This window comes from Streptomyces sp. Sge12 (genome assembly GCF_002080455.1).
GTDB lineage: Bacteria > Actinomycetota > Actinomycetes > Streptomycetales > Streptomycetaceae > Streptomyces.
This window is the reverse complement of sequence record NZ_CP020555.1, coordinates 5,184,270-5,205,717: the sequence shown is the minus strand read 5'-3', so window position 1 is coordinate 5,205,717 and position 21,448 is coordinate 5,184,270. Positions and strand designations below refer to the sequence as shown.

Below are 21,448 nucleotides of genomic sequence, written 5' to 3'. Positions count from 1 at the left end.
GCGCTCCCCCGCCTCCCCAGCGCTGCCCGGAACAAAGCCCCCCTCCCCGCTTTGGTGGGGATACCACAAAGCCCTCTCTCCACGCCCGAGTCGACGTGATCCTCGTCACGAGGAAGATCAGACAACACGTCCGTTTTGCACGGACGACCGCCGCTCAGCGAGACTGTAGGGTCCCGCCAATCCTGACGCGGAGCCCCCACCGCCGCTGGGCCGAACGAGAGTACGAGCACCCTTCATGCGCGAGCGCCTGGAAGCAGCACCTCCCACGACGGGCGACCTGCCCGCGGAACCCCTCAGCCACAGCCTCAAGCAGCGCCACCTGACCATGCTGGGCCTCGGCGGCGTCATCGGCGCCGGGCTCTTCGTCGGCTCCGGAGCCGGCATCGGCATCGCCGGTCCCGCGATCATCTGCTCCTACCTGCTCGCGGGCGTCCTCGCGATGCTGGTGATGCGGGCACTGGGCGAGATGTCGGCCGCGATGCCCGCCTCGGGCTCCTTCTCCGTCTACGCGGAGCGGGCGCTCGGCCGCTGGGCCGGTTTCTCGGCGGGCTGGCTGTACTGGTTCCTGCTGGTCGTGGTGCTGGCGGTGGAGGCCACCGGAGCGGCGAAGATCGCGAACGGCTGGGTGCCCTCGGTCGACCAGTGGGTGTGGGTGCTGCTCTTCATGGTGGTCTTCACGGTGAGCAACCTGGCCGCCGTGAAGAACTTCGGGGAGTTCGAGTTCTGGTTCGCCGCCCTGAAGGTCGGCGCGATCGTGCTCTTCCTGATCCTCGGCACCCTCGCGATCTTCGGCCTGCTCCCGGACACGGAGCCGATCGGCGCGGCCAACCTCACCGGCCAGGGCGGTTTCTTCCCCGAGGGCTTCGGCGGAGTGGTCGCCGGCATGCTCGCGGTCATCTTCGCCTTCGGCGGCCTGGAGGTCGTCACGATCGCGGCCGCCGAGTCGGACGACCCGGCGCGGTCGGTGTCCCGGGCGGTGCGCAGCGCGGTCTGGCGCATCCTCTTCTTCTACGTGGGCTCGATGGTGGTCATCGTGACCCTGCTGCCGTGGGACTCGCTGAAGCCGGGCGAGAGCCCGTACGTCGCGGTCCTCGACTCGATCGGTATCCCGGCGGCCGGCCAGATCATGAACATCGTGGTGTTCGTGGCGCTGCTGTCGGCGCTCAACGCGAACCTCTACGGGTCCTCGCGCATGGTGTTCTCGCTGGCCGAGCGGGGTGAGGCGCCCAAGTCGCTGCTGCGGGTCTCGGGCGGCGGGGTGCCGCGCCGGGCGGTGTTCGCCTCGGTGGCCTTCGGCTTCGTGTCGGTGGTGCTCAACCTGCTGTGGCCGGACACGATCTTCCTCTACATGCTCAACGCGGTCGGCGCGGTGCTGCTGTTCGTGTGGGCGCTGATCGCCGTGTCGCAGCTGAAGCTGCGCCGCCGGATCGAGCGGGACATGCCCGAGCGGCTGACCCTGCCGATGTGGCTGTTCCCGTACGCGACCTGGGCGGCGCTGGCCGGAATGGCCGCGGTGCTGGTCCTGATGCTGTTCGACGACTCCGCGCGGCCGCAGCTGCTGTGGTCGACGGGCGCGGCGGCCCTCGTCCTCGTGGTGGCCTTCGTGCGGGAGCGGCGCACCTCGAAGTCCTGACCGGCCCGCGGCCCCCGGGCCCACGGCATGCGAAGGCCCCCCGCGCACCCGGCGCGGGGGGCCTTCGCGCGTCAGGTGCGCAGGTACGAGGCTCCGTTGACGTCGAGCACGGTGCCCGAGCTCCAGCGTGCGGCGGGCGAGGCCAGGTGCAGCACGGCGGCGGCGATCTCCTGAGGGGTGCCGACCCGGCCGAAGGGGCTCTGCGCCCGGATCCGCTCGCCCTCCTCTCCCTCGAGCCGCCCGGCGACCCGCTCGGTGGCCACGAAGCCGGGCGCCACGGAGGCCACGGCGATGCCGTGCGGGGCCAGGGAGACGGCGAGGGACTGGCCGAGTGCGTGCAGGGCCGCCTTGGTGGCGCCGTAGGCGGGGTGGTCGGGCTCGCCGCGGAACGCCCCGCGCGAGCCGATGTTGACGACGCGGCCCTCCCGCCGGCCGGCGATCATGTGGCGGGCGACGCAGTGGGTGAGGTTGGCCGGGGCGAAGAGGTTCACGGCGGCGGTCTGCCGCCAGGCCTCCTGCCAGTCGGCGTACGAGGTCGTGGGCAGCGGGTGCGCGACCATCACGGCGGCGTTGTTCACGAGCACGTCGATGCCGCCGAGCGCCTCCTCGGTCTCGGCCGCGAGGGCTTCCACGCGGGCCGGGTCGGCGAGGTCGCCGCTGACGAGGACGTGGCCCTCGCCCGGCAGGCCGGCGAGGGTGCGCTCGGCGTCCGCCTGCCGGACCGTGCAGTGCACCGCCACCCGGTCACCCCGCTCGGCGAAGGCCGTGGCGATGGCCCGCCCGATGCCCCGCGAGGCCCCGGTGACGAGCACCCCCCGGCCCGTGTCGGCCAGTTCCCGTACGGCGTGGTCCATTCCTTCGTCCACCGGTCCCCCTGTCGTCGCGTCACCTGCGTCCTGTCGTGAGCGTACGGGGATGATCACGGCCGGTCATCCGGCTGTCCGCATATCGGACGCAGACCATCCGAAGATCGGACGGAGGTGAGACTGGGGCACCTCATCACGTCCCCCCGCACACCGGACAGGCACACCCCCATGAGCCAGAGCACCCTGACACCCCTCGAACCCCCGCAGAGCGACGCCGGGTCCCCGCTCGGCAACGGACTCAAGCAGCGCCACCTCTCGATGATCGCCCTCGGCGGTGTGATCGGCGCCGGACTCTTCGTCGGCTCCGGCGCCGGCATCGCCGCGGCGGGCCCCTCGATCGTGCTCGCGTACGCCGCGTCCGGGCTGCTCGTGATGTTCGTGATGCGGATGCTCGGCGAGATGTCCGCCGCGAACCCCGCCTCCGGTTCCTTCTCCGTCCACGCGGAGCGGGCGATCGGCCCGTGGGCCGGGTTCACCGCCGGCTGGATGTTCTGGATCCTGCTGTGCGTGGGTGTGGCCATCGAGGCCATCGGCGCGGCGCACATCATGACCGGCTGGTTCCCGGGCACCCCCTCCTGGATGTGGGTGCTGGTCTTCATGGCGGTGTTCTGCGGCTCGAACCTCGCCGCCGTCTCGAACTTCGGCGAGTTCGAGTTCTGGTTCGCCGCCCTCAAGATCGGCGCGATCGCCCTCTTCCTGGGCCTGGGCGTCCTCGCCGTGCTCGGCCTGCTGCCCGGCACCGACGCCCCCGGCACCGCCAACCTGCTGCACGACGGCGGCTTCCTGCCGCACGGGGTGGACGGCCTGCTGGTCGGGCTGCTGGCCTCGGTCGTCGCGTACGGCGGCCTGGAGACGGTGACCATCGCGGCCGCCGAGTCCGAGAACCCGGTCCGGGGCGTGGCCAAGGCCGTGCGCACCACCATGTGGCGGATCGCGATCGTCTACGTGGGGTCCATGCTGGTGATCGTCACCCTCCTGCCGTGGAACGATCCGGCGGTCACGGCGGACGGCCCGTACGCCGCCACCCTCGACCGCCTGGGCATCCCGGCCGCCGGCGAGATCATGAACGTGGTCATCCTGATCGCCCTGATGTCCGCGATGAACGCCAACATCTACGGCTCCTCGCGCATGGCCTACTCCCTCGTCTCCCGCGGGCAGGGCCCGAAGGCGCTGGGCAAGGTCAGCGGCCGGGTGCCGCGCCGGGCGGTCCTCGCCTCCTGCGGCTTCGGCTTCGTCACCGTGCTGCTGTCCTACTGGTACCCGGACACCCTGTTCGCCTGGCTGCTGAACATGGTGGGCGGGGTCATCCTGATCGTCTGGGGCTTCATCGCCGTCTCGCAGTTCGTGCTGCGCCGCCGGCTGGAGCGCGAGGCTCCCGAGAAACTGGTCGTGAAGATGTGGGGCTTCCCGTATCTGACCTGGGTGGCGCTGGCCGGGGTGGCCGGGGTCCTGGTGCTGATGGCCCTGGGCGAGGACACGCGGGTCCAGGTCGTCTTCACCGGCGGGCTCACCGTCGCCCTCGCGGTGACCGGCTGGATCATGCAGAAGCGTGCCGTGCAGCACCGGGCGGCCGACACCCGCTGACGACCCCTCAACCGCAGCCGGGCCCCGTGCGTTCGCACGGGGCCCGGCTGCGTTGTACAGAGGTGACCCTTACGTGTGAGGCGGAATAGATACTGCTAGCGTGCAGTTGCGCATTGATTGCAATAAGCGATTGGCACGCCGAGGGGACCGGATAACACGCATGGCCATCTACACGCTTCCTGAGCTTCCGTACGACTACGCGGCGCTGGAGCCGGTGATCAACCCGCAGATCATCGAGCTGCACCACGACAAGCACCACGCGGCCTATGTCACGGGCGCCAACAACACGCTGGAACAGCTGGCGGAGGCGCGCGACAAGGAGAACTGGGGCGCCCTCAACGGCCTCGAGAAGAACCTCGCGTTCCACCTCTCCGGCCACATCCTGCACAGCATCTACTGGCACAACATGGCCAGCCCGAAGACCGGCGAGGGCGGCGGCGAGCCCACCGCGGCCGACGGCCTGGGCGACCTGGCCGACGCGATCACCGAGTCCTTCGGGTCCTTCGCGAAGTTCAAGAAGCAGCTGACCTTCGCCTCCTCCGCCACCCAGGGATCCGGCTGGGGCGTGCTCGCGTACGAGCCCGTCAGCGGCCGTCTGGTCGTCGAGCAGGTCTACGACCACCAGGGCAACGTGGGCGTTGCCAGCACCCCGATCCTGGTCTTCGACGCCTGGGAGCACGCCTTCTACCTCCAGTACAAGAACCAGAAGGTGGACTTCATCGAGGCGATGTGGAACGTCGTCAACTGGCAGGACGTGTCCCGGCGCTACGCCGACGCCAAGGCGAACACCCCGCTGCTGATCCCCGCCAAGGGCTGATCGCACCACCCCGAGCCCGCCCGCCTCGTGATCGTCTTCTCAGCCTTCACGTACGGGCGTGTTGAACGGAAGACCCCCGTGAGGACGTGACTCACGGGGGTCTTCTGTGCGTGGTGCTACGGACTGCTCGAAGGACTACTCGAAGGACGGGCCCTTGGTACGGGTGCGCTTGATCTCGTAGAACCCCGGGGTCGAGGCGACGAGCAGGGTGCCGTCCCAGAGCCGGGCGGCGGCGTCGCCGCGCGGGGTCGGGGTGACCACGGGCCCGAAGAAGGCGACGTCGCCCTCGCCCTCGGAGCCCGGGACCGAGATCACCGGGGTGCCGACCTCCTGGCCCACCCGGTCGATGCCGTCGTTGTGCGAGGCCCGCAGCACCTCGTCGTACTCGTCCGAGTCGGCGTACGCGAGCAGCTCGGCCGGCAGGCCGACCTCGGCGAGCGCCTCGGCGATCACCTCGCGGGTCGGGCCCTTGTCCTCGTTGTGGATACGGGTGCCGAGCGCGGTGTAGAGCTTGCCGGTGACTTCCTCACCGTGCTTCTGCTGCGCCGCTATGACCACGCGCACCGGAGCCCAGCCCTTGGGGCCGAGCAGCTCGCGGTAGATTTCGGGCAGCTCGTCGAGCTTGTTCTCGTTGAGCACCGCGAGGCTCATCACGTGCCAGCGGACCTCGACGTCGCGGACCTTCTCGACCTCGACCATCCAGCGGGACGTCATCCAGGCCCAAGGGCAGAGCGGGTCGAACCAGAAGTCGACCGGGGTCTTCTCGCGCACCTGGGTGTCGGTCATGTCTCTCCTCAGTCTCGGCATGGGTCGCAAAAAGGGCATTGCTGAGCTCACGTTCCCCGTCACCAACCAGTACGGAGTGGCGCGCATTCCCTCGTGCGAGGATTCGACCCAAGAACGCGATCACGCACGAAGGAGTGCACGTGCCCGGAGAGAATCTGTCCCGCGAGGAGGCCCACGAGCGGGCCGATCTGCTGTCCGTCGACGGGTACGAGGTGGTCCTCGACATCCGGTCCGCGGTGGACGAGGCCGAACCGGCCGAGGGTCCGCGGACCTTCCGCTCGGTGACGACGATCCGCTTCCGGGCGGCGGCCGCCGGCTCCTCCACCTTCGCGGACCTGATCGCCCCTTCGGTGAACACCGTGACCCTCAACGGGCGCGCGCTGGACGTGGCCGCGGTCTTCGACGGCGCCCGGATCGCCCTCGACGGCCTGGCCGCCGAGAACGTCCTCGTGGTGGACGCGAACTGCGCCTACAGCCGGACGGGCGAGGGCCTGCACCGCTTCGTCGACCCGGAGGACGGCGAGGTCTACCTCTACACCCAGTACGAGCCGGCCGACGCCCGGCGGGTGTACGCGAACTTCGAGCAGCCCGACCTCAAGGCCCCGTACCGCTTCGAGGTGACCGCCCCCGAGGGCTGGCAGGTGTGGAGCAACGGGGCGGAGGAGTCCCGCGAGGCGGGCGTGTGGCGGTTCGCCGAGACCGCGCCCATCTCCACGTACATCACGTGCGTGGTCGCGGGCCCCTACCACTACGTCACGGACTCCTACACCCGCGGGGACCTGACGATCCCGCTGGGCGCGATGTGCCGCAAGGGGCTGGCGAAGCACTTCGACGCGGACGACGTCTTCCTCGTCACCAAGCAGGGCTTCGACCTGTTCCACGAGATCTTCGACTACCCGTACCCCTTCGGGAAGTACGACCAGGCCTTCGTGCCGGAGTACAACCTGGGCGCGATGGAGAACCCGGGGCTGGTGACCTTCCGCGAGGAGTACATCTTCCGCGGCAAGGTCACGCAGGCCTCCTACGAGCGGCGCGCGAACGTCATCCTGCACGAGATGGCGCACATGTGGTTCGGCGACCTGGTCACCATGAAGTGGTGGGACGACCTGTGGCTGAAGGAGTCCTTCGCCGACTTCATGGGCTCCTTCGGACTGGTCGAGGCCACCCGCTTCGACCAGGCGTGGGTCACCTTCGCCAACAACCGCAAGGCGTGGGCCTACCGGGCCGACCAGCTGCCGTCCACCCACCCGATCACGGCCGACATCCGTGACCTGGAGGACGCCAAGCTGAACTTCGACGGCATCACCTACGCCAAGGGCGCGGCGGTGCTCAAGCAACTGGTCGCCTACGTGGGCCGGGACGCCTTCCTGGAGGGCGCGCGGCGCTACTTCAAGGCCAACGCCTACGGGAACACCACGCTCGACGACCTGCTGTCCGTGCTCGCGGAGGTCTCCGGCCGGGACATGGCGACATGGTCGCGGGCCTGGCTGCAGACCGCCGGGGTGAACGCCCTGACCCCGGTGCTCACCTATGACGCGGGCGGCCGCGTGACGGAACTGGCCGTCGTGCAGGAGGGTGACGAGCTGCGCCCGCACCGGGTCGCGGTGGGCCTGTACCGGCTGGAGTCCGACGGGGCCCTGGTGCGCTACGCCCGGGCCGACGCGGACGTGTCGGGTGCGCGGACGGTCGTCGCGGAGCTCGCGGGCACGGAGCGGCCCGACCTGGTCCTGGTCAACGACGAGGACCTCACCTACTGCAAGATCCGCTTCGACGAGGGCTCCCTGGACACCCTGCGGGCCCACCTCGGCGACCTGACGGACCCGCTCGCGCGGGCGCTGAGCTGGTCGGCGCTGTGGAACCTGACGCGCGACGGCCTGATGCCGGCGCGCGACTTCGTCTCGCTGGTACTGGCCCACGCGGGCCGGGAGACGGACGTCGGCGTCCTGCAGCAGCTGCACGCGCAGGCGCTGAGCTCGGTCACCCACTACGCGGCCCCGGACTGGCGCGAGCAGGGCGGCCGGGAGCTGGCGGCGGGCGCGCTGCACGAACTGCGGGTCGCGGCGCCGGGGTCGGAGCACCAGCTGACCTGGGCCCGCTTCTTCGCGGCGAGCGCGGCGACGGAGGGCGACTTCCAGCTGCTGCTGGGCCTGCTGGAGGGGTCGGCCCGGATCGACGGGCTGGACGTGGACCAGGAGCTGCGCTGGGACTTCCTGCGCCCGCTGACCGCGCACGGGGCGGTGGACGAGGGCGTGCTCGCCGCCGAACTGGCGCGCGACGACACGGCCTCGGGCAAGCGGCACCAGGTGCGGTGCCTGGCGGCGCGGCCCTCGCAGGCGGTGAAGGACCAGGCGTGGGCGGCGGTGGTCGAGTCGGACGCGCTGTCCAACGCGCTGGTGGAGGCGACGATCGCGGGCATGCAGCAGTCCTCGCAGCGCGGCCTGCTGGCGGCGTACGCGGGGCGGTACTTCGACGTGATCGAGCGGGTGTGGGCGGACCGGTCGATCCAGATCGGGATGGACGTGGTGAAGGGGCTGTACCCGTCGCTGCAGGCCGACTCGGCCACGATCGACGCCACTGACGCGTGGCTCGCCGCGCATGCCGGTGCGGCTCCGGCCCTGCGCCGTCTGGTCGTCGAGGCCCGCGACGACCTGGCCAGGGCCCTGCGCGCCCAGGCCTGCGACGCGGCGGCGGGCAACTAGCCTGCGGCGCCGTTGCCGGGGCTCCGCCCCGGACCCCGCGCCTCGAACGCCGGCGAGGCTGGATCTTCCAGCCGCCCGGCGTTCGAGGGCCGGGTCCCCCACATGGGCGCACCCCATCGGCAGTCGAACGCCCGTACTTTAGCCCCAGCTTGTCCGGATTTGTCGACGAGCGTGTAACAGGGGTTAGCAAGGCCATGGCCTGAGGGAATCACCGCGTCATGAACCACAACGCACCCCTCCCCCTCGCGCACCTCACCGGCAGCCGCCCCCGCGTGCTGACCCTCGCCCAGCTGCGCGAGCACGGCGTCACCGCCTCCGACGCGGCCGAGCGGCCCTGGCAGCAGATCCTGCCCGGGGTGTTCCTCCTCCACTCCGGCCCGGCGACCAGCGAGGAGCGGCTGCACGCCGCCCTGCTGTACGCGGGCCGGCGCGGCGGCGGCGAGGCCATGATCACCGGGCTCGCGGCGCTCGCGCTGTACCGGTTCGGCTCCGCGCCCGCACTGCTCGCCCTCTCGCACATCGACGTCCTGGTGCCGGGCACCCGGCGGCTGCGCTCCACCGGGGACGTGCGGATCGTACGGACGCACACCCCGCCGCGTTCCCAGGAGGTGACCGGGCTGCCGGTGGCGCCCGTCGCCCGGGCCGTCGCCGATGCCGTCACCCAGCTCTCCGACGCCGCCACCGTGCGCCGCCTGCTGAGCGAGGCCGTTCGCGGCGGGCACTGCGAACCGGCCGCCGTCGTACGGGAGCTGACGGTGGCCCGGCTGCTGAACCGCCCGCACGTGGTCGACGCGGTGGAGTCGCTGCTCGCGGAGGGCCGGGCCATCGCCGAGGACCGGCTGTACCACGTCGTACGGGGCTACGAGCTTCCCGACCCCGTCTGGAACGTCGACCTGCGGCTGCCCGGCGGTCCGCACCTCGGCGGGGTCGACGCGTACTGGCCCGAGCACGCCGTCGCCGTGGAGATCGACACCCGCGCCCCGCGCCAGGGCGAGGACGAGCAGTGGTCCGAGTCCGTGCGCAAGCGCGAGACGCTGGAGCGGCTCGGGGTCACCGTCCTCCACATCACCCCGCGCAAGCTCCGCGACTGGCCCGAGCAGCAGGCGGCGGTCATCCGTACCGCCCTGACCGCCTCCGACGACCGGGAACCCGCCGCCTACCTGGTGGTCCTGCCCAGGTGAGGCGAGTACTCCGGGGTGCTCCACAGCAGCCGCCCCGGGTGCACGCCCTCCACCACCGACTCCACCCGGAAGCGGGTCCGGCGACTCCCGTCGGCCCCGAATTCCGTCCGGGCCCGGCCGCTGAGCTGCAGGACCGCCCCGCTCTCCCAGTCCGGGAAGAGCAGCCCGGCCCGCGGATCGGCCGTCAGGTTCCCCAGGGTCAGGAACATGGCGTTGCCCGCATAGTCCGGCCAGGCCAGCTCGACCGGCGAGAGCACCTCGACGAAGCCCGGCAGCCCGCCGCGGTGACTGGCGTCCACCCCGTCCGCCTCCGCCGTCGTGGCGATGAAGAAGGTGTCGGCGCCGCGCACGGTCCGCTGCTGGCCGGGGGTCAGCGCGTCCCCGCGCCGTACGACACCCGCCCCCTGCCCGGCCAGCTCCAGCGGCCTGCGCCGCTGGATGTACTTCGGGCAGTTGGCGAAGACCTGTTCCGCCTCGACGGCGAAGCCCCGCCGCGTCACCGCGAGGGTTCCGTTCAGCCGCATCCGGCGCCGGGTGCGCGGGTCGAGCGCGATGCTCCCCACCCGGGTCCCCGCCGTGGCCAGCGCCTCGGCGAGCGGGTCGCCCTCCGGCGGCCCGGAGGCGACCACGATCCGGTCCGGCCCGGTGGCCCGTACGAGACCCGGCGGGCCGGTGAGCAGGGAGGCCCACACACGCCCCGCGCCGTCGGCGGCGCCGACGACCAGGTGCGGCTGGAGTCCCAGGAAGGCCGCGGCGACATCGCCGATGCCCGCGCCGATCGAGCGTCCGACGTGCTCGGCGAGGTCCCGTACGCCGACCCGCTCCTGCACGGCCAGCGCGCCCCAGTGGTACGCCCCGGAGATCATGACGGTCCTTCCGCAGGGAATGGCACACCCATCCATACCTAACCTCTGAATCCAGAGTAAGAGGTTAGGAGCGAGGGGTCAACCGCTCACGTACCCTTAAGGGGTTAGCGGGGCGGCCTGAGAGGGGCGAGCGGGACATGACGGCAGTGGATCCACGACCCCTGACCGGGGAGCCGATCGCCCTCGACCTGCTCAACACCCGCTGGGTCGCCGACGGCGAACCGCTGGACCTGTTCGCCGGCGCGGCCGGGCTCACCCGGGTGCAGGGGCTCGCGGTCTGGCTGGAGAGCACCGGCCTGGCCGGCCGCTTCCGCGCCGACGCGGCGACCCTCGTCCACCTGCTGACCGCCCGCGAGGCACTGTCCCGCGCGGTCGCGGACCCCGCCGACGAGAGCGCCCGCACCCTGGTCGACGCCGTACTGGAGCACGGCCGCATCCGGGCCACCCTGACCGCCGAAGGCCCGGGCGAGCGCGCCGAGTTCGCCGATCCGGCCTGGGGGCCGGCCTGGACGGCGGCGCGCGACTTCCTCGACCTGCTGGGCTCCGCGCCCGAGCGGATCCGCACCTGCGCGTCCGAGACCTGCGTCCTGCGCTTCTTCGACGTCTCGCGCAACGGCACCCGGCGCTGGTGCTCGATGGCCGCCTGCGGAAACCGCGCGAAGGCCTCGCGCCACTACGCGCGCACGCGCGAGCGCTGAGCGGACGGAATCTGTCACACCCGCGCCGGGGCGCAGTCGCGTCCCGGCGCTGCCGCATGGCCATCAAGTCGATAAATAGACCCAGCAGCCGCCGTGTTTCGCACCGCTGTGCCCCGGTTGGGTCGCACTGGCGCATTGCTCGCGCTGGCGGAAGTGCGCCATGACAGGTCTCGGTCAATGACAACCCTCCCCAAAGAGCTGTCACGTAGGCCAAGCTGACCGGTCATCCGGCACCGAAATCCGGACCGTATCTTTCACTTACCAGGGATGCTGATGACCCTCGAATCCCCCAGCTCCATAACCGGGGCCAGACGCGTCGCGCGCGTCGCGGCCGCGGCCGGCCTGGTCGCCGCCCTCGCGGCAACCGGCGCCGGGCCCGTCTTCGCGGCCCCCGCCGCGGACACTCCGGTCACCAAGCCGGCCGTCAAGTCGGCGGAGCAGAAGCTCGGTTCGGCCGATGCGGAGCTCCTCCAGGAGGCCAAGGCCAAGGGTGACGCGAACGTCACCGTCATGGTCGCGACGGCCCCCGGCCAGACCAAGCAGGTGGCCGACCAGCTGGGCGCCGTCCAGGGCGCCTCGGTGGGCCAGACGTACGACAAGCTCGGCTACGTCCGCGCCACCCTGCCCACCGGCAAGGCGGACGCCGCGCTGAAGGCGGCCGCCAAGCTGTCCTCCGTGCACGGCATCGACCTGCGGCACGAGATCAAGCTGCCGGACCCGCGCCCCGACGCGGACCGCGAGAGCGGCACGGTGAAGAAGACCGCGGCCGAGACCTACGCGGCGCCGGACAAGAACACCCCGGCGAAGAACCCGTACAACCCGTCCTTCGAGACGGGCGCGGTCGACTTCGTGAAGGACAACCCGCAGGCCGACGGCCGCGGCGTGACCATCGGCATCATGGACTCGGGCGTCGACCTCGGCCACCCGGCCCTGCAGAAGACCACCACCGGCGAGCGCAAGATCGTCGACTGGGTCACGGCGACCGACCCGATCACGGACAACGACGCCACCTGGCGCGCCCAGATCACCCCGGTCACCTCCGCCGGCGGCACCTTCACCGCGGGCGGCCAGAGCTGGAAGGCCCCGGAGGGCAGCTTCCAGTGGAGCCGCTTCAGCGAGTCGATCACCGCCACCGGTGACATGAAGGGCGACGTCAACCGGGACGGGGACACCACCGACCGGTTCGGCCTGCTCTACGACGCCGCGGCCGGCACCGTCCGCGTCGACACCGACCAGGACGGCGACTTCACGAACAACGAGCCGATGAAGCCGTACAAGGACGGCTACCAGATCGGCTACTTCGGCACGGACAACCCGGCGACCGAGGTCGCCGAGCGCATCCCGTTCGTGATCGAGATCCGCAAGGACGTCCCGATGGACCCGCTGGGCGGTGACTGGGTCGGCAAGAAGGCCGACTTCGTCAACGTCGGCATCATCGAGTCCGAGCACGGCACGCACGTCGCGGGCATCACCGCCGCCAACAGCCTCTTCGGCGGCAAGATGAACGGCGAGGCGCCCGGCGCCAAGCTCGTCTCCTCGCGCGCCTGCTCCTGGTCCGGCGGCTGCACCAACATCGCGCTGACCGAGGGCATGATCGACCTCGTCGTCAACCGCGGGGTGGACATCGTCAACATGTCGATCGGCGGCCTCCCGGCGCTGAACGACGGCAACAACGCGCGCTCCGAGCTCTACAAGAACCTCATCGACACCTACGGTGTCCAGCTCGTCATCTCGGCGGGCAACGAGGGCCCCGGTGTCAACACCATCGGCGACCCCGGTCTCGCGGACAAGGTCATCTCCGTGGGTGCCGCGGTCTCCAAGGAGACCTGGGCCGCCAACTACGGCTCCGGCGTGGCCAAGAAGTACAACATGTTCCCCTTCTCCTCGCGCGGTCCGCGTGAGGACGGCGGGTTCACGCCGACCATCACCGCCCCCGGCGCGGCCATCAACACCATCCAGACCTGGCTGCCGGGCGCCCCGGTCGCCGAGGCGGGCTACACCCTGCCGGCCGGTTACGGCATGCTCCAGGGCACCTCGATGTCCTCGCCGCAGGCGGCGGGCGCCAGCGCCCTGCTGATCTCGGCCGCGAAGCAGCAGGGCATCAAGCTGACCCCGGCCTCCCTGCGGGTCGCGCTCACCAGCACCGCGAAGAAGATCGCCGACGTCCCGGCGCACGCCCAGGGCTCGGGTCTGATCGACGTCATCGGCGCGTGGGAGTCCATCCAGCGCGACGCCAAGGCGAACGAGTTCACCGTCAAGGCGCCGGTCGACACCGCGATCGACCAGTTCCTGAAGACCCCGGGCTTCGGCACCGGCCTCTACGACCGCGAGGGCGGCCTCAAGGTCGGCCAGAAGAAGGTCTACGACGTCGTCGTCACCCGCACCACGGGCGTCAAGTACGGCACCCGGCACGACCTGACCTGGCGCAACAACGACGGCACCTTCAAGGTCATCGGCGGCTACGACTACGTCACGCTGCCGCTGAACAAGCCCGTCACCATCAAGGTCGAGGCCAAGGCCACGTCGGCCGGCGTGCACAGCGGCATCCTGCAGCTGGACGACGAGACCACCGAGGGCATCGACAAGCAGATCCTGACGACGGTCGTCGCCGCGACCCCGCTGGCGAAGCCCTCGTTCACGCTCTCGGACACCTCCTCGGTGCAGCGCAACAGCCACAAGTCGTACTTCGTCACCGTCCCGCAGGGCGCCAAGACCCTCGAGGTCGCCCTCGGCGGTCTGCAGCCGGGCAGCCAGACCCGCTTCATCTCGATCCACCCGTACGGTCTGGGTGTCGAGGACAGCGCGACGACGCAGTGCTACCCGAACTACAACAACCCGGCGAACACCTGCCGCCCCGACCTGCGCTCCTACGCCGACCCGCAGCCGGGCGTCTGGGAGATCGAGGTCGAGTCGCGCCGTACGTCGCCGCTGCTCGACAACCCGTACCGGCTGGACGTCTCCGTGCTCGGCGCGGCCTTCGACCCCGCGGTCAAGGTCCTGCCCGAGGTCAAGCAGGGCACTCCGGCGCCGGTCCAGTGGAGCGTCAAGAACGACGCCGCGGCCATCTCCGGCGGCAAGCTCAAGGGCGGCCCGCTCGGCTCCGCGAAGGTCGCCAAGCCGACCATCGCCACCGGTGAGACCCACACCACCGAGGTCACCATCGGCGCGGGCGTCTCCCGCCTCGACATCGCCATCGGTAAGACGTCCGACACGGGCGCCGACCTCGACCTGGACGTGTACAAGGACGGCGTCAAGGTCGGCACCTCCGCCGACGGCGACTCCGAGGAGGCCGTGAGCCTCGTCAACCCGGCCGCCGGCACCTACACCATCGAGGTGCTGGGCTACGCGGTCCCGTCCGGCTCCACCACGTACGACTACCGTGACGTGTTCTTCTCGACCGCCCTGGGCTCCGTCCAGGTCGACGAGGCGGCCGCGGTGAACCTCGCCAACGGCGCCACCGCGCCGGTCTCGGCGAACGTCCTGGTCAACAGCGCGGCCCCCGAGGGCCGTCAGTTCTTCGGCCAGGTCCAGCTGCTCAACGCCCGCGGCACCGCCGCCGGCACCGGCAGCGTGCAGATCGAGAAGGTCCTCCCGTAGGACCCTCCCGCACGAAGACCCGAGGGGGCGGCGCTCTGACGAGCACCGCCCCCTCGGGCCGTTCCCGGCCGTTTCCCCCCGGCCGTCCCCCCGGTCCTACGGCCTGCCGAGCGAGCGCAGCGACTCGGCGTAGGTGCCCACCGCGTGTGCGATCACGTCCAGGTTGGTGTCGAAGACCTTCAGGTCCAGGTTCTTCAGGTCGTCCCCGGCCCCGTGGTAGTTCGGGTCGTACGGGGCCCCGGCCGTGCCGCCGTGGCGCCGCGCCTGCTCGGCGGTCTTGATGCCCTCGGCGCCGGTGAAGGTGCCGCCCGCCGGGATGCCGTTCGCGATGAACGGGCCGTAGTCCGAGCGGCCGTCGAAGTCACTGCCCTCGTGCGGCTTTCCCTTCTTGTCGAGGAAGCCGTTGATCAGCGCCTCGATCTGCGCCGAGCCCGCCGGGCCCGCGCCCGCACCGGCCTTGTCCGAGTCGTCCCCGTCGTAGACGAACTGCACCGGGTTCGGCGAGGCGATCATGTCGAAGTTCAGGTAGAGGGCGATGTCCTTCTTCTGCTTCTCGGACAGCTGTGCCACGTAGTGCTCCGAACCCAGCAGGCCCAGCTCCTCCGCCGACCACCAGCCGAAGCGCACCTTGTTGGCGGGCCCCCTGCCCTTCTTGTTGGCGCCCTCGTCGGCGAGCTTCAGCGCCACCTCCAGCAGCCCGGCGGAGCCGGAGCCGTTGTCGTTGATGCCCGGTCCCTCCGGTACGGAGTCCAGGTGGGCGCCCAAGGACACCACGCGGTCGGCGCGGCCGCCGCGGGTCTCGGCGATCACGTTGCGGGTGGTCTTCTTCACGTGCTCCTGGTCCAGCTCCAGGCGCACGCTCACCTCGCCCGCGGCGGCGGCCGCGGCGAGCGCCTCGCCGTCGGCCAGCGTGATGCCGGCGCTCGGGATGATCCCCTCGGCGGGCGAGGAGAAGCCGCCGCGCACCGGGGTGGTGCCGCTGTGGTTGTAGACGATCACGCCGATCGCGCCGGCCTCGGCCGCGGCCCGCTGCTTCTCCACGAAGGTGCACGCGCCCCGCTTGACCAGGGCGATCTTCCCGGCGAAGGCGCCCGCCGGATAGTCGTCGGCCGTGCAGCCGGGGGTCTCGTCGACCCGGGCGAGGGCGAGCGGCGCGGCCAGGCCGCCGGCCGGGGTGGACTTGGTGAAGGTGAAGGCGGCGGTGGCCAGCTCGCGGGAGCCCTGGCCGAGGACGGTGGTCCGCTCCGTCCTCGTGTGCGCCTCGTAGATGTCGAAGTCCTGGTACGAAACCTGGTACCCGGCCTTCTTCAGCGTGTCGTGCACGTAGGCGGCGGAGGCCGCGTGGCCGGGCGTACCGGCGGCCCGGTTGCCGCCGTTGGCGTCGGCGATCTGCTGGAACTTCTTCAGGTGGCGGTAGGCCCCCTTGGCGGTGACCTCCTCCACCAGCTCCTTGGCCAGCCGGCCCTCGCGCGGGTGGGCGGCCGCCGGAGTGGCGGTCAGCAGGACGGGTGCGGCGACGGCGGCGGCCGCGAGGGCGGCGAGCGCCGGTATGGACCGGCGGCGGTGGCGGATGGCGCGCACGGTGGTTCTCCCCGAATCGGATGGTTCGTTCTGCGGTCGGTCATGTCCGGATAACGGTCACGACAGACCGGACGCTAACCGGCTCCGACCAGGCAAAACGGCTGTTCGGCGGCCCTGCAACACGCCCGCCACGAACTCGCCACAGGGGTTCACATCCGGGACACCGTCCGTTCCTCGGACAATGGATTGGACAAGGATCGTGGGGTCGTACGCATGATGGCTTCACGCGCGCCCGCGTCGTACGTACCAAAAGGAGTCACCGTGAGGGTCGGAATCGTCGGAGCCACCGGACAGGTCGGCGGAGTCATGCGCGGCATCCTCGCCGAGCGGAAGTTCCCGGTGGACGAGCTGCGGCTGTTCGCCTCGGCCCGTTCCGCGGGCTCCACCCTCGAATGGCAGGGCCAGGAGATCACCATCGAGGACGCCTCCACGGCCGACTACTCGGGCCTGGACATCGTGCTGTTCTCGGCCGGCGGCGCCACCTCCCGCGCGCTGGCCGAGAAGGTCGCCTCCCAGGGCGCCGTCGTGATCGACAACTCCTCCGCCTGGCGCAGCCACCCCGAGGTCCCCCTCGTGGTCTCCGAGGTCAACCCGCACGCGATCAAGAACCGCCCCAAGGGCATCATCGCGAACCCGAACTGCACCACCATGGCCGCGATGCCGGTGCTGCGCCCGCTGCACGAGGAGGCCGGGCTGACCGCGCTGGTCGCCACCACCTACCAGGCCGTCTCCGGCTCGGGCCTGGCCGGCGTGGCCGAGCTCAAGGGCCAGGCCTGCGCCGTCTCCGAGAACGCCGACCAGCTCACCTTCGACGGCGGCGCCGTGGACTTCCCGGAGCCGGCCGTCTACAAGCGCCCGATCGCCTACAACGTGGTGCCGCTCGCGGGCAACCTGGTCGACGACGGCTCCTTCGAGACCGACGAGGAGCAGAAGCTCCGCAACGAGTCCCGCAAGATCCTGGAGATCCCGGGCCTCAAGGTCTCCGGCACCTGCGTGCGCGTGCCGGTCTTCTCCGGCCACTCCCTCCAGGTCAACGCCCGTTTCGCGAACCCGATCAGCGTCGAGCGGGCCTACGAGCTGCTGAAGGACGCCCCCGGCGTCGAGCTCTCGGAGATCCCGACCCCGCTGCAGGCCGCGGGCAAGGACGCCTCGTACGTGGGCCGCATCCGGGCCGACGAGACCGCCGACAACGGCCTCGCGCTGTTCCTGTCGAACGACAACCTCCGCAAGGGCGCGGCGCTGAACGCGGTGCAGATCGCCGAGCTCGTGGCCGAGGAGCTGCGGGGCTGATCCCGCTCACCCGATGCGGGGACGCCGCCGTCACGGCGGCGTCCCCGTCCGCGTTTTTTCGCCTGTGGATTACTCCGAGGCGGTGGCGGTGTCCGGATGGCAGGATGGCCGGGCAACGTCACCATCGAAGGAGATGAACGCGTGCCAGGCACGAATCTCACCCGTGAAGAGGCTCAGCAGCGGGCCAAGCTGCTGACCGTCGACTCCTACGAGATCGAACTCGATCTCAGTGGCGCACAGGAGGGTGGCACCTACCCGTCCGTGACCACCGTGCGCTTCCAGTCGGCCGAGGCCGGGGGCGAGACTTTCATCGACCTGGTCGCTCCGGCCGTGCACGAGGTGGTCCTCAACGGCAAGTCGCTGGACGTCGCGGCCGTCTTCCACGACTCCCGGATCGCGCTGCACCACCTGGCGGCCGGGGCCAACGAGCTCCGTGTCGTCGCGGACTGCGCGTACACGAACACCGGTGAAGGCCTCCACCGCTTCGTCGACCCGGTCGACCAGCAGGCCTATCTCTACACCCAGTTCGAGGTGCCGGACGCGCGGCGGGTCTTCGCCAGCTTCGAGCAGCCCGACCTGAAGGCCACGTTCCAGTTCACCGTGACGGCCCCCGAGGGCTGGACGGTCATCTCGAACTCGCCGACCCCGGAGGCCGCGGACGTCAAGGACAACGTCTGGCGCTTCGAGCCCACCCCGCGCATCTCCTCGTACATCACGGCGCTGATCGTCGGCCCGTACCACGCGGTGCACAGCTCCTACGAGGGCCCGGACGGCCAGTCCGTGCCGCTCGGCATCTACTGCCGGCCCTCGCTCGCCGAGTTCCTCGACGCGGACGCGATCTTCGACGTGACCCGGCAGGGCTTCGACTGGTTCCAGGAGAAGTTCGCCTACGCCTACCCCTTCGCCAAGTACGACCAGCTCTTCGTCCCGGAGTTCAACGCGGGTGCCATGGAGAACGCGGGCGCGGTCACCATCCGCGACCAGTACGTCTTCCGCTCGAAGGTGACGGACGCCGCGTACGAGGTGCGCGCGGAGACCATCCTCCACGAGCTCGCGCACATGTGGTTCGGCGACCTGGTCACCATGGAGTGGTGGAACGACCTGTGGCTGAACGAGTCCTTCGCGACGTACACGTCGATCGCCTGCCAGGCCTACGCCGAGGGCTCGAAGTGGCCGCACGCGTGGACCACCTTCGCCAACTCCATGAAGACCTGGGCGTACCGGCAGGACCAGCTGCCGTCCACGCACCCGATCATGGCGGACATCCGTGACCTCGACGACGTCATGGTCAACTTCGACGGCATCACCTACGCCAAGGGTGCCTCGGTCCTCAAGCAGCTCGTCGCCTACGTCGGCATGGACGCCTTCTTCAAGGGCGTGCAGGCGTACTTCAAGGCGCACGCGTTCGGGAACACCCGCCTGTCCGACCTGCTGGGCGCGCTGGAGGAGACCTCCGGCCGCGACCTGACCGCCTGGTCGAAGGCATGGCTGGAGACGGCCGGCATCAACATCCTGCGTCCGGAGGTCACCACCGACGCGAACGGTGTGATCACCGCCTTCGGCATCCGCCAGGAGGCGCCCGCGCTGCCCGCCGGCGCCAAGGGCGAGTCCACGCTGCGCCCGCACCGCATCGCGGTCGGCCTGTACGAGCTCCAGGACGGCGCCCTCGTGCGCACCGACCGGATCGAGCTGGACATCGACGGCGCGCTGACCACGGTGCCGGAGCTGGTGGGCCGCACCCGCCCGGCGGTCTTCCTGCTGAACGACGACGACCTGTCCTACGCGAAGGTCCGCCTGGACGAGGCCTCCCTCGCCGCCGTCACCGCGCACATCGGCGACTTCACCGAGTCCCTGCCGCGCGCCCTGTGCTGGGCCTCGGCCTGGGACATGACCCGCGACGGCGAACTCGCCACCCGCGACTACCTCTCGCTGGTGCTCTCGGGCATCGGCAAGGAGTCCGACATCGGCGTCGTCCAGTCCCTGCACCGCCAGGTGAAGCTGGCCCTCGACCTGTACGCCGACCCGGCGTGGCGGGAGGAGGGCCTGGCCGCCTGGACCGAGGCCACCCTGGAGCACCTGCGCGGGGCCGAGCCGGCCGGTGACCACCAGCTGGCCTGGGCGCGGGCCTTCGCGGCCACGGCCCGCACCGAGGGGCAGCTGACCTACCTGTCGGCGCTGCTCGACGGCGCGGCGGAGATCGAGGGCCTGGCCGTCGACACCGAGCTGCGGTGGACGTTCCTGGAGCGGCTCGCCGCGACGGGCGTCGCCGAGGAGCCGGCCATCGCGGCGGAGCTGGAGCGGGACGCCACCGCGGCGGGCGAGCGCCACGCGGCGACCGCCCGGGCGGCGCGCCCGACGGCGGAGGCCAAGGCCGAGGCGTGGGCCTCGGTGGTCGAGTCCGGCGACCTGCCGAACGCGGTGCAGGAGGCGGTGATCGGCGGCTTCGTCCAGACCGACCAGCGCGAGCTGCTGGCCCCGTACACCGAGAAGTTCTTCTCGGCGGTCAAGCAGGTCTGGGAGACCCGCAGCCACGAGATCGCCCAGCAGATCGCGGTGGGCCTGTACCCGGCGCTCCAGGTCTCGCAGGAGACCCTGGACGCGACGGACGCGTGGCTGGCCTCGGCCGAGCCGAACGCTGCGCTGCGCCGCCTGATCTCGGAGTCCCGCGCGGGCGTCGAGCGCGCGCTGAAGGCCCAGGCCGCGGACGCCGCCGCCGCTGCCGCTGCCGCTCGGTAGTAAGGAGCCCCGGGCTCTGCCCGCACCCGTGGGGGCGACGCCTCCCGCGGGTGCGGCTGCTCACCTGGGGCTCCGCCCCAGACCCCGCGCCTCAAACGCCGGCGGGGCTGGTTGTGCCGGCATCGGCGAAATCAAGCCTCGCCGGCGTTTGAGGCGCGGGGGTCCGGGGGCAGCGCCCCCGGCAGCGGTGCCGCGCAGGCACTACCGCCGGGCCGAGGCCGCTTCGCGGAGGGCCGCGAGGACGTGGGACAGCGCGGGCGCGGACTCGGCGCCCCGGCGGACCGCCGCGATCACGTGGCGCGTCGGCCGGTCGTGGGCCAGGACCCGGACCGTGCTGCCCGAGGCGCGGCTCGACACCATCCGGGGGACCAGCGCCACCCCCATCCCCGCCTCCACCATCGCCAGGATCGCGGTCCATCCGGACGCCGAGTGCGCCTGTTCCGGGACGAAGCCGGCCGCCTCGCAGGCGGACCGGGCGATCTCCGACCAGGGCCCGCTGCCGCCGTAGATCCACGGGTCGCCGGACAGGTCCGCCAGCCGCAGGTCGGCCGCGGCCGCCAGCGGATGGCCCGGCGGGAGCGCCACGTCCAGCGGGTCCTCCAGGAGCACCACCCGGGTGAAGCGGGGATCCCGCGCGGTCGGCGCATGGGCCGCCAGGGACAGCGCCAGGTCCACGCCCCCGGCCGACAGGAGCTCGTAGGACTCCGCGGCCTCCGTCTCCCGGACCCGGACCTCCACCCCGGGGTGGGCCCGCCGCAGGGCGGCCACCGCGGGGACCACGAGTGCCGGTACGGCGGTGGAGAAGGCGCCCACCCGCACCTCGCCGGTGTCCCCGGCGAGGTATCCGGCCAGTTCCGCGTCGGCCCGCTCCAGTTGGGCGAACACCGCCTCCGTGTGCCGCAGGACCAGGTGGGCCGCGTCGGTGAGCCGTACCCGGCGGCCCTCGGCCTCCAGCAGCACCACTCCCAGTTGCCGTGCGAGGTTGGTCAGTTGCTGCGAAACGGCCGAGGGCGTCATGTGCAGCGCCTCGGCCGTCCGGGTCACGGTCCCCTGGTCCGCGAGGGTCCGCAGGATCCGCAGCTTCTTGATGTCCCACTCGGTCATGGGCCCGAAC

At 71.3% G+C, this 21,448-nt stretch carries 14 protein-coding genes; 9 read left to right on the top strand and 5 right to left on the bottom strand.

Going from position 1 to position 21,448, the window contains the following annotated elements:
• Window positions 1-235 precede the first annotated feature (235 nt).
• Window positions 236-1,633, top strand: a complete 1,398-nt coding sequence (locus tag B6R96_RS23260) for an amino acid permease (protein ID WP_081523550.1) — start codon at window positions 236-238, stop codon at window positions 1,631-1,633.
• Between the two features lie 71 nt (window positions 1,634-1,704).
• Here the strand turns inward: B6R96_RS23260 and B6R96_RS23255 are convergent, their stop codons facing one another.
• Window positions 1,705-2,487 (bottom strand): SDR family NAD(P)-dependent oxidoreductase, encoded by a 783-nt coding sequence (locus B6R96_RS23255; RefSeq protein WP_081523549.1) that lies wholly within the window; start codon window positions 2,485-2,487, stop codon window positions 1,705-1,707.
• Window positions 2,488-2,667: 180 nt separating this feature from the next.
• On the opposite strand from B6R96_RS23255, the gene B6R96_RS23250 reads away from it, so the two are divergent.
• Together B6R96_RS23250 and B6R96_RS23245 are read left to right on the top strand one after the other, a co-directional pair.
• On the top strand, window positions 2,668-4,083 hold the full coding sequence (locus B6R96_RS23250) for an amino acid permease (protein WP_079404934.1): 1,416 nt from the start codon (window positions 2,668-2,670) through the stop codon (window positions 4,081-4,083).
• 160 nt (window positions 4,084-4,243) lie between these two features.
• On the top strand, window positions 4,244-4,900 hold the full coding sequence (locus tag B6R96_RS23245; protein ID WP_030384709.1) for a superoxide dismutase: 657 nt from the start codon (window positions 4,244-4,246) through the stop codon (window positions 4,898-4,900).
• Window positions 4,901-5,035: 135 nt separating this feature from the next.
• Here the strand turns inward: B6R96_RS23245 and B6R96_RS23240 are convergent, their stop codons facing one another.
• A complete protein-coding gene (locus tag B6R96_RS23240; protein ID WP_053176893.1) occupies window positions 5,036-5,686 on the bottom strand; it encodes a mycothiol-dependent nitroreductase Rv2466c family protein in 651 nt (216 codons plus the stop codon).
• Between the two features lie 140 nt (window positions 5,687-5,826).
• Here B6R96_RS23240 and pepN (B6R96_RS23235) point away from each other — a divergent pair, with 140 nt between their 5' ends.
• Together pepN (B6R96_RS23235) and B6R96_RS23230 are read left to right on the top strand one after the other, a co-directional pair.
• Window positions 5,827-8,385 (top strand): aminopeptidase N, encoded by a 2,559-nt coding sequence (pepN, locus tag B6R96_RS23235; protein WP_081523548.1) that lies wholly within the window; start codon window positions 5,827-5,829, stop codon window positions 8,383-8,385.
• A gap of 218 nt (window positions 8,386-8,603) precedes the next feature.
• Window positions 8,604-9,566, top strand: a complete 963-nt coding sequence (locus tag B6R96_RS23230) for a hypothetical protein (RefSeq protein ID WP_081523547.1) — start codon at window positions 8,604-8,606, stop codon at window positions 9,564-9,566.
• Here B6R96_RS23230 and B6R96_RS23225 read toward each other — a convergent pair.
• Window positions 9,542-10,432 (bottom strand): pyridoxamine 5'-phosphate oxidase family protein, encoded by an 891-nt coding sequence (locus B6R96_RS23225; RefSeq protein WP_081523546.1) that lies wholly within the window; start codon window positions 10,430-10,432, stop codon window positions 9,542-9,544. The two genes, B6R96_RS23230 and B6R96_RS23225, sit on opposite strands and share 25 nt — an antisense overlap.
• A gap of 137 nt (window positions 10,433-10,569) precedes the next feature.
• Between B6R96_RS23225 and B6R96_RS23220 the strand changes: the two genes are divergently transcribed.
• Both B6R96_RS23220 and B6R96_RS23215 read left to right on the top strand, forming a co-directional pair.
• A complete protein-coding gene (locus tag B6R96_RS23220) occupies window positions 10,570-11,130 on the top strand; it encodes a CGNR zinc finger domain-containing protein (RefSeq protein WP_081523545.1) in 561 nt (186 codons plus the stop codon).
• A 273-nt stretch (window positions 11,131-11,403) separates the two neighbouring features.
• Window positions 11,404-14,727 carry a S8 family serine peptidase gene (locus B6R96_RS23215; RefSeq protein ID WP_081525212.1) on the top strand — a complete coding sequence of 1,108 codons (3,324 nt, stop codon included), beginning with the start codon at window positions 11,404-11,406 and terminating at the stop codon, window positions 14,725-14,727.
• Window positions 14,728-14,823: 96 nt separating this feature from the next.
• On the opposite strand, the gene B6R96_RS23210 is transcribed toward B6R96_RS23215, so the two are convergent.
• Window positions 14,824-16,308: a M28 family metallopeptidase gene (locus B6R96_RS23210; RefSeq protein WP_081523544.1), complete on the bottom strand. Its 1,485-nt coding sequence runs from the start codon at window positions 16,306-16,308 to the stop codon at window positions 14,824-14,826.
• Window positions 16,309-16,569: 261 nt separating this feature from the next.
• Between B6R96_RS23210 and B6R96_RS23205 the strand changes: the two genes are divergently transcribed.
• Together B6R96_RS23205 and pepN (B6R96_RS23200) are read left to right on the top strand one after the other, a co-directional pair.
• Window positions 16,570-17,598: an aspartate-semialdehyde dehydrogenase gene (locus tag B6R96_RS23205; RefSeq protein WP_053176880.1), complete on the top strand. Its 1,029-nt coding sequence runs from the start codon at window positions 16,570-16,572 to the stop codon at window positions 17,596-17,598.
• A 141-nt stretch (window positions 17,599-17,739) separates the two neighbouring features.
• Window positions 17,740-20,334, top strand: a complete 2,595-nt coding sequence (pepN, locus tag B6R96_RS23200) for an aminopeptidase N (protein ID WP_081523543.1) — start codon at window positions 17,740-17,742, stop codon at window positions 20,332-20,334.
• A gap of 201 nt (window positions 20,335-20,535) precedes the next feature.
• Here pepN (B6R96_RS23200) and B6R96_RS23195 read toward each other — a convergent pair whose 3' ends face one another.
• Window positions 20,536-21,438 carry a LysR family transcriptional regulator gene (locus tag B6R96_RS23195; protein WP_081523542.1) on the bottom strand — a complete coding sequence of 301 codons (903 nt, stop codon included), beginning with the start codon at window positions 21,436-21,438 and terminating at the stop codon, window positions 20,536-20,538.
• Window positions 21,439-21,448 lie beyond the last annotated feature (10 nt).